Origin of the sequence: Candidatus Methanoperedens nitratireducens, from assembly GCF_000685155.1 — an archaeon.
GTDB lineage: Archaea > Halobacteriota > Methanosarcinia > Methanosarcinales > Methanoperedenaceae > Methanoperedens > Methanoperedens nitratireducens.
On the sequence record NZ_JMIY01000002.1, the window covers coordinates 461408 to 472761 of the forward strand.

General features: G+C 44.2%; 13 protein-coding genes. 8 read left to right on the plus strand and 5 right to left on the minus strand.

The features are described 5' to 3' along the window. The first annotated feature begins 48 nt into the window (after nucleotides 1–48). The 7 genes from ANME2D_RS06205 to phaC all read left to right on the plus strand — a co-directional run bounded on the left by ANME2D_RS06205 (nucleotide 49) and on the right by phaC (nucleotide 6884). A complete protein-coding gene (locus ANME2D_RS06205) occupies nucleotides 49–1365 on the plus strand; it encodes a hemolysin family protein (protein WP_048089866.1) in 1317 nt (438 codons plus the stop codon). Between the two features lie 89 nt (nucleotides 1366–1454). Beyond that, complete coding sequence (locus tag ANME2D_RS06210; RefSeq protein ID WP_048090013.1) at nucleotides 1455–2321, plus strand: universal stress protein; 867 nt, start codon at nucleotides 1455–1457, stop codon at nucleotides 2319–2321. 236 nt (nucleotides 2322–2557) lie between these two features. Next, complete coding sequence (locus tag ANME2D_RS06215; protein WP_048089867.1) at nucleotides 2558–3565, plus strand: TIGR00341 family protein; 1008 nt, start codon at nucleotides 2558–2560, stop codon at nucleotides 3563–3565. A gap of 55 nt (nucleotides 3566–3620) precedes the next feature. Beyond that, complete coding sequence (locus ANME2D_RS06220; protein WP_048089868.1) at nucleotides 3621–4226, plus strand: ATP-dependent Clp protease proteolytic subunit; 606 nt, start codon at nucleotides 3621–3623, stop codon at nucleotides 4224–4226. A gap of 13 nt (nucleotides 4227–4239) precedes the next feature. Next, nucleotides 4240–4926, plus strand: coding sequence for a DUF432 domain-containing protein (locus ANME2D_RS06225; protein WP_048089869.1), 687 nt, complete (start codon nucleotides 4240–4242; stop codon nucleotides 4924–4926). Further along, a complete protein-coding gene (locus ANME2D_RS06230) occupies nucleotides 4923–5744 on the plus strand; it encodes a mechanosensitive ion channel family protein (protein ID WP_048089870.1) in 822 nt (273 codons plus the stop codon). The genes ANME2D_RS06225 and ANME2D_RS06230 overlap by 4 nt, the downstream gene beginning before the upstream one ends. 51 nt (nucleotides 5745–5795) lie before the next feature. After that, nucleotides 5796–6884 (plus strand): class III poly(R)-hydroxyalkanoic acid synthase subunit PhaC, encoded by a 1089-nt coding sequence (phaC, locus tag ANME2D_RS06235; RefSeq protein WP_048089871.1) that lies wholly within the window; start codon nucleotides 5796–5798, stop codon nucleotides 6882–6884. A gap of 13 nt (nucleotides 6885–6897) precedes the next feature. On the opposite strand, the gene ANME2D_RS06240 is transcribed toward phaC, so the two are convergent. The 5 genes from ANME2D_RS06240 to ANME2D_RS06255 form a co-directional block, all read right to left on the minus strand. Further along, complete coding sequence (locus ANME2D_RS06240) at nucleotides 6898–8082, minus strand: radical SAM/SPASM domain-containing protein (protein WP_048089872.1); 1185 nt, start codon at nucleotides 8080–8082, stop codon at nucleotides 6898–6900. Continuing rightward, on the minus strand, nucleotides 8069–8233 hold the full coding sequence (locus ANME2D_RS17910) for a hypothetical protein (RefSeq protein ID WP_157833988.1): 165 nt from the start codon (nucleotides 8231–8233) through the stop codon (nucleotides 8069–8071). Before ANME2D_RS17910 ends, ANME2D_RS06240 begins: the two co-directional genes overlap by 14 nt. A gap of 17 nt (nucleotides 8234–8250) precedes the next feature. Then, a complete protein-coding gene (dmpI, locus tag ANME2D_RS06245) occupies nucleotides 8251–8442 on the minus strand; it encodes a 4-oxalocrotonate tautomerase DmpI (RefSeq protein ID WP_048089873.1) in 192 nt (63 codons plus the stop codon). Nucleotides 8443–8487: 45 nt separating this feature from the next. Then, nucleotides 8488–9780, minus strand: coding sequence for a tryptophan--tRNA ligase (locus tag ANME2D_RS06250; RefSeq protein ID WP_048089874.1), 1293 nt, complete (start codon nucleotides 9778–9780; stop codon nucleotides 8488–8490). Nucleotides 9781–9866: 86 nt separating this feature from the next. Then, nucleotides 9867–10901, minus strand: a complete 1035-nt coding sequence (locus ANME2D_RS06255; protein WP_048089875.1) for a phosphate uptake regulator PhoU — start codon at nucleotides 10899–10901, stop codon at nucleotides 9867–9869. A gap of 98 nt (nucleotides 10902–10999) precedes the next feature. On the opposite strand from ANME2D_RS06255, the gene ANME2D_RS18815 reads away from it, so the two are divergent. After that, on the plus strand, nucleotides 11000–11131 hold the full coding sequence (locus tag ANME2D_RS18815) for a hypothetical protein (protein ID WP_277812910.1): 132 nt from the start codon (nucleotides 11000–11002) through the stop codon (nucleotides 11129–11131). Nucleotides 11132–11354 lie beyond the last annotated feature (223 nt).

The window sequence follows — 11354 nt, forward strand, 5'->3', positions numbered from 1 at the left end:
ATCAAATCTGGTATTTATTAAATTACATTCGATGTTATAAGAGGTCTTATGGTCGATATTACTTTTCAAATTCTGTTTATAATCCTGCTTATCATTGCCAATGGCGTATTTGCCATGGCAGAGATTGCCATTGTCTCTGCACGGAAGGCACGGCTTCAGCAATTGGCCAATGAAGGTGATGCGAAGGCACGTGCAGCGTTAGAACTGGCAAGTTCGCCCAATCGTCTCCTGTCTACGGTTCAGATTGGCATAACACTCATCGGTATACTGGCAGGCGCATTCGGAGGGGCAACCATAGCAGGGGAACTGGCTGCACGCCTGAGATCTGTGCCGTTATTTGCACCGTATAGTGAAGCTATCGCTGTAGGTGCTGTTGTTCTTGGCATTACATATCTTACACTGGTTATCGGTGAACTTGCACCCAAAAGGGTGGCATTACACAACGCCGAACAGATAGCTCGTATTGTTGCCAACCCCATGCGTGTAATATCCCGGCTTGCCTCCCCTGCTGTTTATATATTGAGCGTTTCGACAGATGCAGTGCTCAGGATATTAGGTATACGACCGATTCCTGCGCCTCCTGTCACAGAAGAGGAGATAAATATCTTGATTGAGCAGGGCATGAAAGCTGGAACATTCGAAAAAGCAGAACGGGATATGGTAGAACATGTGTTCCGCCTGGGCGATCTGCGGGTGGGTGCATTGATGACACCGCGCACTGAGATTTTCTGGCTTGATATCGATGATTCACCTGAGGAGATAAGGCAAAAGATAGCCGACAGCGGGCATTCCCGCTTCCCGGTATGCCAGGATAACCTTGATAATATCCTCGGCGTGGTGCAGGTTAAAGACCTGTTGAGCCATGATATGGCAGGTAAGCCGGCTGATCTGAGGACAGCTATGCGACGTCCATTGTTTGTACCCGAGAGTACGCACGCTTTAAGAGTCCTGGAATTGTTCAAGCAATCTGGCATACATATCGCACTGGTTGTCGATGAATATGGCAGTATCCAGGGATTGATAACACTCAACGACATCCTGGAAGAGATCGTTGGTGAAATACCATCTATAGAGGAGCTGGCTGAGCCACTGGCTGTGCAGCGCGAGGATGGTTCATGGCTACTGGATGGAATGTTGCCAATTGTCGATTTCAAGGATATCTTTGGCGTCAAAAAGCTGCCGGGAGAGGGAATATATCAGACACTGGGCGGCTTCATAATGATGCAGATGGGACGTATTCCTTCAGTCAGCAGCCATTTTGAATGGGGCGGGCTGCGCTTTGAGGTGGTGGATATGGATAAAAACCGGGTGGATAGGGTGCTGGTCATGCCTGCCAGAAGGGCTCCACCTGCTCAAAAAAAATAGCTAAAAAGCGGATGGTCTCTGGCCTCAGAAAAGCTTTATATAGCATTAAACTTTCGTATAAAGAAAACGTAAATACAGGCAGGGATATAATGTTTGAAAATATATTATTTCCAACGGATTTTTCAGAGTATGCGCAGAAAACCCTTGAATGCATTGGTGAGATTCCAGGAGTAAAAGAGGCGGTGTTGCTTCATGTGGTAGATGTCGCGCATCTTTCAAAGCGAGGAGTGGCTCAAGAGCCCTATATTGAAAATGCCAGGGTTCGCCTCGATGAGCAAAAAAAACAACTTGAGAGTCTTGGGTTGAAAGTTAAAACAAAGGTAGATGTGATAACAGAGGGTGATGCTTCACACGCTGTTCTGGAAAACGTAAATAAAGAAAAAGTATCTCTGGTTGTAATGGGCGCGCACGGTAAAAGTCTCATCGAAGGCATCCTTCTTGGAAGCGTCGCCACAAACGTACTGCGATACGGAAACACGCACGTTCTGATTATGCGTTATAAACTGGCAGAGTGGCTGGGGACAAAAAAATTTGAAAAATTCTGTTCGAGGATATTTTCAAAAGTGCTTTTACCTACTGATTTTTCCGAACCTGCCATGGAAGCGTTATCGCTTGTAAAAAACCTGGAGGGGATTGAAGAGGCTGTGCTGGTGCATGTGGTTGACAGGGGAGAAACACAGGAAGAGATAGAAGCCAATGTCCAGGAGGCAAAAAAGAAGCTTGAAGATATTAAAGAAGATCTAAGCAAAGCAGGTCTAAGGGTGAAGGCTCACATCTGTGTGGGTAGTCCACCAGATAAGATCATTTCTGTGGCAGAGGAAGAGGATGTTTCGTTGATAATAATGAGTACGCTTGGGAAGGGTGTGTTCAGGGAACTGCTGTTAGGAAGCACTGCCCGTGACGTGGTAAGGCAGACGGAGAGATCTGTTCTGGCGGTTAGAGCTAAAAGAGTGTGAAATGCGTGAATAAATGATTATAAAAACAGTACTTATATTGCTGTTAACGGTGCTGGCTCTGACAGGGTTACCAGAGGCTTTGGCAAGCCCAGCCTATCTGGGTGTATTCAACACAAAATATAATACTTCAGGAACGAGGCTTGACACTTGCGATGTTTGCCATACTACCGGGGCAAATCTGAATCCGTGCCCGTAAGAAAAAGTTGAGGTCGGAACAACAGACATAGGAGTATGACATGGTGCTGCGTTTAATAGAGGTGGTACTTCCTGAAGAGAACACCCGAGGGATACAGGAGCTGCTCAAAGAGCAGCAGTTGTTAAGCATCTGGTTCAAGGAGCTGTCTGAAGGACAGATGCTCGTAAGAATTCTTCTTTTAGCAGAGAAAGTCGATGGGGTACTTGATATCCTGGAAAAAAATTTTGGTATGATAACCGATTTCAGGATAATAATTCTTCCTGTAGAAGCTACTATGCCAAGACCGGCTGAAGAAAAGCCGCCGAAAAAGGAGGGAACTGAGCCTGAGAAAAAGTCTAATGCAGATCGAATCAGTCGTGAAGAGCTGTACACGGATATAACAGGTTCAACCAGGCTTTCAAATGTATACGTCGCAATGATCCTTCTTTCCTCCATAGTTGCCGCGTTCGGTCTATTGAAAAACAATATAGCTGTTATAATAGGAGCGATGGTCATCGCACCGATGCTGGGACCGAACATGGCTCTATCTCTTGCTACCACCCTCGGCGATATCGTTTTAGCTCGCACCGCGCTGAAAGCCAGTGCAACAGGGATTCTCATCGCTCTCATTATTTCTGTCTTAGCAGGATTTATTTTTACAGTCAATCCTGACATCCCGGAGATTGCTTCGAGAACAAAAGTGGAACTTGATGATGTTGCCATTGCCCTGGCATCAGGCAGCGCAGGAGCGCTCGCATTTACAACCGGAGTCTCTGCTATTCTCATCGGTGTAATGGTAGCGGTGGCATTGCTTCCTCCGCTGGTAACGTTTGGACTGATGCTTGGGTCTGGAAATGAACAGCTTGCTTCAGGAGCTTTATTGCTGTTCTTTGTAAACATCATCTGCGTCAACCTGGCTGGAGTTATAACCTTTTTAGCCCAGGGTATCCGTCCAAAAACATGGTGGGAAGCTGATAAAGCGATGAGAATGACACGAATCGCAATTGGACTGTGGATTATACTGTTACTGTCACTCATAATTGTGATTCTTCTGCTGCAGAAGAGCTAAAGAAAAACGGTTAATACATGCAAGATGATTAATACAAAAAATTGGAGGACGAGCAATGGCAGCTCCTAAGACACTTTATGTAGCGCATGGTACGCAGTCAGTGGATATTTATTCGCGCCTCCTGGACGACCAGATAATATTCCTTACAGGTGAAATTAATGATGATACAGCAGAAAGCATCATAGCACAGCTTCTTTATCTGGAATCAAAAGACTTCGAGGGCGATATCCAGATATATATAAACAGCCCTGGAGGATTAATTACCTCAGGTCTTGCCATTTATGATGCCATGCAGTGCATCTCCTGCAGTGTTGCTACCATCTGTGTTGGTCAGGCCTCCTCGATGGCAGCAGTTCTACTGGCAGCAGGGACTAAGGAAAAAAGGATGGCATTTCCTGATGCACGAATGATGATACACCAGCCCCTGGGCGGTGCGCAGGGACAGGCATCTGATATCGAGATCCAGGCGAAAGAGATGAGCAGGGTCAAGAAGCGCATGAACGAAATCTTAGTATATCACACAGGTCAGCCTATGGAGGTCATCGAGAGAGATACTGACAGGGATTTCTTCCTGACAGCAGAAGAAGCTACAAAATATGGATTGATAGATAGAATAGTGAGGGCCGGGGAAGGAATAGTAAAACGAATAAAGAGATCCTGAATGAAGGCGGAGCATGATTGAAAAAAACATAGCATTGAAAACAGACTTCTTTGGGAAAGAGTATGTTTTTGAGAAACTGAATCCATTTACAGTCAAAATCACCTCTGAAACGCAGCACACCATCACAAGCTTTTCCGGGGAATTATCTGTTGATATGGAAAAGGATTTTTATGAAAGACCCTATCTGATAAAATTCAAGGATAGCCTGCACCTCTCCGCCAGATCACAGCTCAAGTTCTTCTTAAAACTTCCTCTTATCACAAAACTTGTGCTTAAGAACAATAGAAAATCAATTGAGATAGACCGGCATATCGAACATAAGAGGAAGGCGTGGCACGGCGAGGTTCACAGAGGTACACTCTGCACATATGTAGAGGCAGAGTTTGCATTCGAACCTTTCTCAATACAGGATGCCCTTGTGCCTTTAAGAATCGTCAATAGAAGCGACGTTACAAGAGAGATATCGAAGATAGTGATTGAACCAGAGAACCTGTTACTTGTAAAAGGAGATAATGGTCTTTTTACAAATAAGGTATACATACTTGTCGTATCTTCGAATGCGTTCGGTGTGGAATACGGTACTGAAACTACTGCCAGGGTAATTAATCCGCGAACAATAATAGACCTGAAGATTTCCATAGCCAAGACCGTTTTAATAAGATTTGACAGGTTTGGTATTGCAAGGGAGCTGGGACTATGATCGATACATTATATGATGTTTACTCACAGTACACAACAATAATCAAGGCCATACTGATATTAGTGATAGGGCTAATTATCTCAAAGATCATTTCAAATGTATCAGGTAAACTTGTAACATCAAAACTCGGAGGTCACATAGGGAGTGTGACCAAGAATATCTTATTTTATGTGCTTGTAGTGGTAACAATCATCGTATTCCTGGGAACATTTGATATCAATCTCACAGGAATACTGGCTGCAGCAGGAATACTGGGCATTGTTATAGGCTTTGCTGCCCAGACATCGGTTTCCAATATAATCTCAGGGTTCTTCCTTATTGCTGACAAGCCTTTTGAGATCGGCGAAGTAATAGAGATCGACGGACAGGGCGGCCATGTTCTCGATATTAGCCTTCTATCAACAACAATAAGAACCTTTGATAACCGGTATATGAGAATTCCGAACTCTACTGTTGCAAATGCAAGAATAGTGAATCTATCAAGATATGAAATAAGGAGACTTGATATAACAGTTGGGATCGCTTATAAAGAAAATATACAAAAGGCACTTGAAGTACTGGATTCAGTGGTTAAAAATCATGAGAATGTTCTTTTAGAGCCTGAGCCGTTCATCCTTATTACGCGATTCGGAGAATACAGCATCGATTTTGAGATTCGTGCCTGGATACCGAGATCTGAGCTTTTCACAACAAGGACTGAGCTTATAAAAGGTATCAAGAATGCCTTTGACGAGGCCGGAATTGAAATACCCTTTCCCCATAGAACGGTGTATTTTGGTGATAATAAAACGGCTGAAATAGATTCACCCAAAAGGTAGTAAGCTAGAAAAGCTTTATATGTTTTAAAATAACCTTGATGCGAAGAAGCTATGAACGCACTTGATTTAATAAAAGACTCTAGAAAATTCGCAAAAGGAATGAGAATATTGCTGGAACAATCTGATGAAATTTCAACCGGGACAACGCCTTCTGAGGTAGTTTACAGTGAGGATAGGATGAGGCTTATCCATTATATCCCCAGGGTAGAAAGACCACATCCAGTTCCGGTACTCATAGTATATGCACTTGTAAACCGGTATTATATCCTGGACCTCCAGCCGGATAAAAGTGTGATAAAGAAGTTGCTGGATGAGGGCCTTGATGTCTATATCATTGACTGGGGATATCCCTCAGGCTCTGATAGATACCTTACACTTGATGATTATGTGAACGGCTATATAAACAATGCTGTGGACAGGATCAGGGAAATATCTGGACTTGATAAGATCACGCTCCTGGGCGTATGTCAGGGAGGGACCCTCTCAGTAATGTATGCCTCATTGCATCCTGAGAAGGTGGAAAATCTTGTTACCCTTGTGGCACCTGTAGATTTTGATACAGATAAAGGACTTCTTAACATCTGGGCAAAGAGCACAGATGTGGATAAGATCGTGGATTACTATGGTATAGTGCCAGGGGACTTATTGAATATGGGATTCCTGCTTCTGGACCCGTTCAGACTTACGATTGATAAGTATGCAAGTATGTTCGAGCGCATAGAATGCAAACCGAATGATATAGAATGCCAGCGCAGGAATGAGGAGATCATCAAGAATTTCCTCAGAATGGAAAAATGGATATTCGACAGTCCCGGTCAGGCAGGTGAAGCCTACAGGCAGTTCATGAAAGATTGCTACCAGAAGAACCTTCTTATAAAAAACGAGATGAAGCTTGATGGAAAGAGGATCGATCTGAAAAATATAACCATGCCTCTGCTCAATGTCATGGCAGAGGCCGATCATCTGGTTCCCAATGAGGCAAGTATACCGCTGACTGATGCGGTATCGAGCCAGGATAAGGAGGCGCTGATCTTCCCGACAGGACACATAGGTATCTTTGTTGGCTCCAAATCCCAGAGAGAGGTCGTCCCAAAGATTGCGCAGTGGTTAAAACCGAGGTCTCTTTATAATCTATCCTGAATTTCCTGAGATATCACAGGAATGTAAGAACGCGGTTTGCATGGCATAGTATCGGGTCTGGCGCCAGTATTCCTCTGTACTGCTTTGCCCTGAACCTGCACCCACCCCTGCAATCACGAATGATCTTACAATCGCGGCAATCAAGCTTATCAAGCGTCCATAAATAATCTCTACATACCTTTGCCCATGCTGCTTTAAGATCATTAACATTCCCTACCTGGTTATCTTCAAAAAAACCGCATTTACTGACAGTACCATCAGACGAGACGGCACAGAGATGCGATCCGCATGTATAATCGCCGCTGCTCTCATGTGTTCCGGCACCGAACCCATACTTTAAGAACAGTGCCGCCTCCTCATTATCAGGTATGTAATCCGGGTTATCCTTTAGATTCCCGGTAGCGCAGGGTACGTCAACACCCCATGACAGGATATTCAGATCAGAAAAAAGCCTTTGCATCTCCTCGAATTCTTCCATGTTGTATCTGTGTACCATTGTAGCGATAGAAACAGGTATATCGAAACTCTGAAGATTGGAAATACCGCGCATGGCTTTATCATAAGTACCCCTTCCTCGCAAAAGATCGTGCGCCCTGATGCCATCTATACTGACCTGTACCTCGTCCACATATTCTGAGAGTTCTTCAGCCTGCTTTTCGCCAATCAGGGTTCCATTTGAGAGGACTACTGTCCTGAGTTCATAGGAAGCCAGAATTTCCATAAGCTTCCAGAATCCAGAGTGCAGAAATGGTTCTCCACCTGTGATCATGAGTTTAAGCCCGCCCATGTTCTCAAATTGCGAGACTGCCCTCTCAAACATGTCTATTTCAATTTCTTTATTCCCTTTTTCAAGATAGCAGTGCCTGCATGCAAGGTTGCATTTGTTGGTAATGCTTAATAGAAGATACCGAAGGGATGGTACGGCTGATTGCTCTGCTCTGATCTCTCTTATCTGAGGAATCTCCTGCATCTGGATTATGCCTTCGCTCAGCATATAATCAATGGCTTCCCGATCCTCGCCAATGTCCAGGATCAGGTTTGAGAGAGGAGTTCCACCATCGCATTTTTTCAAGAAAAAAAACGCCTCATCATCCAGTTCATATAGCTCATCATCAGGTATATTATAGATATATGGACTCTCAAGCTTTCTCAGTACAAAACCAGGTGCAAGTACGGGAAAAAACTCATTTGAGGACATCTTCTATCGCTTCTGGAGTGATCATGCCCCGTTCCAGCATCGCCTTCAAAACTTTGAATGCAGCACACTCAAGCTGGACATCATCTTCCCTGAAGAACTCGCAGTGTGTACAGATAAGTGCTACATAGGGATTATTCTCATTTTTTATCAAAGGATAAACCAACTCAATCAGACTTTTCTATCAGAGATTAACTGGCCGCCTACGGATACGTTCTCAGGCTGGGTCTCTTTAATCAGAACCACAATCGATTCTACAGGCAATTTGTAAGCCTCTACTGCAGCCTCTGTCATCTCTTTTACAAGCTTTCTCTTTATCTCAGTATCATTTATCTGTGGTCCATCTATGGTAATAAGCGGCATTCTTTCACCACTTCTCTGATGTATGTTCCAATTATTTAACTTTTATTATCTTACCTGCAGCCCGAACTCACCTAACTTCTCTTTTGCAAGCTCCCTCTTCTCCTGATGCTCTTTTAGGAACTCTCGCATCAGGTCTGCAGCATATTTCTTGCACCTGCCGCAGACACGCGTTCCGCCCACGCAGTCCTTATAGTAATCCATGAGCTCTTTATCATCCTCAACAAGATGATAGAGCAAAAGCTCATACACAGTGCACTGCTCTGGCTCACCGCCAAGCCTTTTCTGCTCCTCAAGCGTTACCCTCCCGCCTGTCTTTGCGCGCATGACCTTCTTTGCGCCCTCATCAGGTGTATCTGTGAGGGCAATATAGCTCTCAGGTATGCTGCTTGACATCTTTCCACCCTGAAGCCCTGTCATGAACTTGTGATATGTGGATGCAGGAGGCATGAAGGCATAACCACCATGCTTTAACTCTACTTCACGAACCACGGATTCTACTTCCTGGAGATCGCGGGCAAAAATATCCACATGCTCTTCATAAAGTTTGCCTCCGGTACGCTTTGCGATCTCAAGGAGGGCTCCCTTCAAAGCCGCCTTGCCCCGCACGCTTATATATGCTCCCTCTGCGCCCGATCGCTCTTCCACAATGAACATGTTCATCTTATACGCAAGACCACGGGTCAGCCTGATGTGCGGGTCCTGATCTGCGCCCACAGGAATGACCACGGGCTTTGGCCCTCCAGAATCCTTTAACTGGGGATGGAGTATGTCTGCGCTCTGCGTCAGGACGCTTACCATGTGTGCTATATTCGTCTCACCGCTGAAACCATACACTGCTGAGAGCTCTGAGAAATTGGCCTTTATACCAAGCTCAAATGCCAGGTCTTTTACAGGGTCTGATCCTGACTGGAAATAGATATGGCCGCCAGGCTCAAAGCCAAGCGCGATTGCACTTAGAATATATTCGTTTATGCCCAGTTCCCTGCATTTCTCCCATGATATACCCCTTACTGCATGCGCTTCCCTGTCTGCAATGGCCAGGTAAGCATCCCCGCCATGCTTCTGGTGCCATATGATCTCTTCCATCACCATCTTATGTCCAAGATGCACCCTGCCAGAGGGCATGAAGCCTGAGAGGGCAGCAAAAGGCTTACCTTTTAGCATGGCATCCAGGATTGATTCATAGCTTCTGTGCCCGAAAATAACATGCCTTCGCATGTATCTGTGCGGATCTGGTATTCTTCCAAGAAGCTCATTGAACCTTGATATCCCGAACTCATCAAATAGCTTTGAGTAATTATCGATTCTAACTGCGCCCCATGGATCAAGTGTTGTCATATGGAATCTTTTCTACTAAAAACTCTTACAGATATGTAAAGCTTATTATGGTTTGAGTGAACTGATTTAAAATCGGGAGTTTGTACTCACCCCTTGCCCCCGTTTTTCCTATCATTAAAAGTCATGGTACCTGCCGACATATTAATAGCTATCTCGGCTATATCCCCGCTGTAACTTGCTATTCTCTCAATGCTATCAAGCATCGTTTTCTGAAGGATAGCAGACTGGATATTTTTTGGCTGGAGTAATTCGTTTGAAATATCAGAATGGTATTTTTTAACCTCTTTTAACTCCTGGAATATCCTCTCAGCCATTGCATGATCTCTTGTAAACAGTGCATGGACTGACCTTTCGAAAATTACAACTATACTACTGTTAAGTTTTATAAAATCATCAAGCTGTGCATTCCCCTGAACCTCGATTAACTGGATATAGCTTTTTGCTATGTTCTCAATATGGTCTGCAATTCGCTCAAGCACTTTGACCGCGATCCTGTAGCCCAGGCAGTCCCTCTGGTTCTCTATTCCGAGCTTCTCTGCTATCTGCTGGTATTCCACAGCGCTCTTAAGCTGCCTGACGACTAAAAAATAAAGCCTGTCGATCTCCCGCTCTCTCACTATTACGTCTTTTGCAAGTCCTATATCCATGGTCTTCAAAGCCCTGCCAAGATCAAGAAGCATTGACCTGTTAATAGAGTACATTCTCTGGAGTATCTGCATGGATGTCATGCGTTTGTAATCAACCATTATCTCAAGGGTCATAGAGTCGTCCGTATCCTCAACTATCTCTATGCCTATAAGATAATCAAGCATCTTCCGTATGCTCTTTCTATAGGGGAGATGATCTTTCCTGTCCAGCTTGATCCTGATCGTATCATAGCCCACAAGATAGAAGGCAATAATCATGCGCTCAAGGGCTTCGCTTGATATCAGTTGTGAGATCCTGACCTCTTTTACTCTTGATTCTTTTTCTGTGATACTTGTCTCGATCAGTAAAGAGCCGCCCTGCTCTGTAACTACAAGAGAGTCCCCTGCTTTTAGATTGGCCTTCTTGACCCATTTTTTCGGCAGCGAGATCACATAGGTTGAGCCCCCGCTTACGTAAACTTTCCGTGTTTCCATGATATTTTCTCCTTGTTATACTGATATTTTATAGTATATATAGATTATTTGGAGAAAATATATAACTTTGTGAGAAGAATATAGATTAGGTGATAGAAATGAAAGAGATTTTGAAAAAAACATTAACGTGCAGAGCACGATATTATTTGCTCAAAGAGGAATTTCAGGAAATGGATAGAGAAGATAAAGAGTTGTACCTGTTCCTGCGCGGTGGTTTTGCTGCCAAGTGAGGCATTATGAAGTTCCATCTTTTGCTGGGATAATCTTGGATTGATAGGTGCTGTACTGTATATCGGATTACAGCTGTCGTTTTTTTGTGGAATATCAGGTGAGATTATCCTGAATATCAAGGGTAGAAGAAAATGGAATGAGTATTCTGGCTCGGGGTTGATAGTGTCACGTCAGCTCTCAAGAGTCGGATAAAGTCTGGATAATTTAATCCTTGCATCTTCC

Excerpts from the sequence above, each read along its gene's own strand:
- ANME2D_RS06205 (WP_048089866.1), top strand. The coding sequence starts at position 49 with ATGGTCGATATTACTTTTCAAATTCTGTTTATAATCCTGCTTATCATT.
- ANME2D_RS06210 (WP_048090013.1), top strand. The coding sequence starts at position 1,455 with ATGTTTGAAAATATATTATTTCCAACGGATTTTTCAGAGTATGCGCAG.
- ANME2D_RS06215 (WP_048089867.1), top strand. The coding sequence starts at position 2,558 with ATGGTGCTGCGTTTAATAGAGGTGGTACTTCCTGAAGAGAACACCCGA.
- ANME2D_RS06220 (WP_048089868.1), top strand. The coding sequence starts at position 3,621 with ATGGCAGCTCCTAAGACACTTTATGTAGCGCATGGTACGCAGTCAGTG.
- ANME2D_RS06225 (WP_048089869.1), top strand. The coding sequence starts at position 4,240 with ATGATTGAAAAAAACATAGCATTGAAAACAGACTTCTTTGGGAAAGAG.
- ANME2D_RS06230 (WP_048089870.1), top strand. The coding sequence starts at position 4,923 with ATGATCGATACATTATATGATGTTTACTCACAGTACACAACAATAATC.
- phaC (WP_048089871.1), top strand. The coding sequence starts at position 5,796 with ATGAACGCACTTGATTTAATAAAAGACTCTAGAAAATTCGCAAAAGGA.
- ANME2D_RS06240 (WP_048089872.1), bottom strand. The coding sequence starts at position 8,082 with ATGTCCTCAAATGAGTTTTTTCCCGTACTTGCACCTGGTTTTGTACTG.
- dmpI (WP_048089873.1), bottom strand. The coding sequence starts at position 8,442 with ATGCCGCTTATTACCATAGATGGACCACAGATAAATGATACTGAGATA.
- ANME2D_RS06250 (WP_048089874.1), bottom strand. The coding sequence starts at position 9,780 with ATGACAACACTTGATCCATGGGGCGCAGTTAGAATCGATAATTACTCA.
- ANME2D_RS06255 (WP_048089875.1), bottom strand. The coding sequence starts at position 10,901 with ATGGAAACACGGAAAGTTTACGTAAGCGGGGGCTCAACCTATGTGATC.
- ANME2D_RS18815 (WP_277812910.1), top strand. The coding sequence starts at position 11,000 with ATGAAAGAGATTTTGAAAAAAACATTAACGTGCAGAGCACGATATTAT.